General features: G+C 73.0%; 1 pseudogene. It reads left to right on the top strand.

From position 1 onward, the window contains the following. Positions 1-129: 129 nt before the first annotated feature. Positions 130-355, top strand: a pseudogene (locus ACLZOT_RS50705) (hypothetical protein); the annotation flags it as partial.

Raw genomic sequence — 355 nt, 5'->3', positions numbered from 1 at the left:
GCCCAGGGCATCGGAGTCAATCTCCGCCAGGCAGCCCCCGCAGCCCCGCCGGCTGCCCGCATGCGCCAAGCGGTGCCCGCCTCGCCTGCGCCCGCGGGCCCGGTGTCCGGGGCACGGCGGTAGAACCGGGTGCCTTTCATCGGGTCATCCGAGCCCGACCAGCGGATGCTGCTGCACGACCTGGCCGACCGGATCAACACCGTCTCCGATCAGCTGCCGCTGACCGACCAGATCCACCCGGGCCCGGCGTTGAGCGAGATCCTGGACGACGAAGTCCGCCGTCTCGCCCGCCTGTTGAGCTACCTGGTCGGAGAACACGCGTTCCGCCACCGGGCCGCCGCCCGCTCCGGAGCCC

This window comes from Streptomyces sp. 4F14 (assembly GCF_048159485.1).
In the GTDB taxonomy this organism is placed as follows: Bacteria; Actinomycetota; Actinomycetes; order Streptomycetales; family Streptomycetaceae; genus Streptomyces.
Note: the sequence above shows the minus strand (reverse complement) of the source record. Positions and strands in the feature narration are given on the sequence as shown.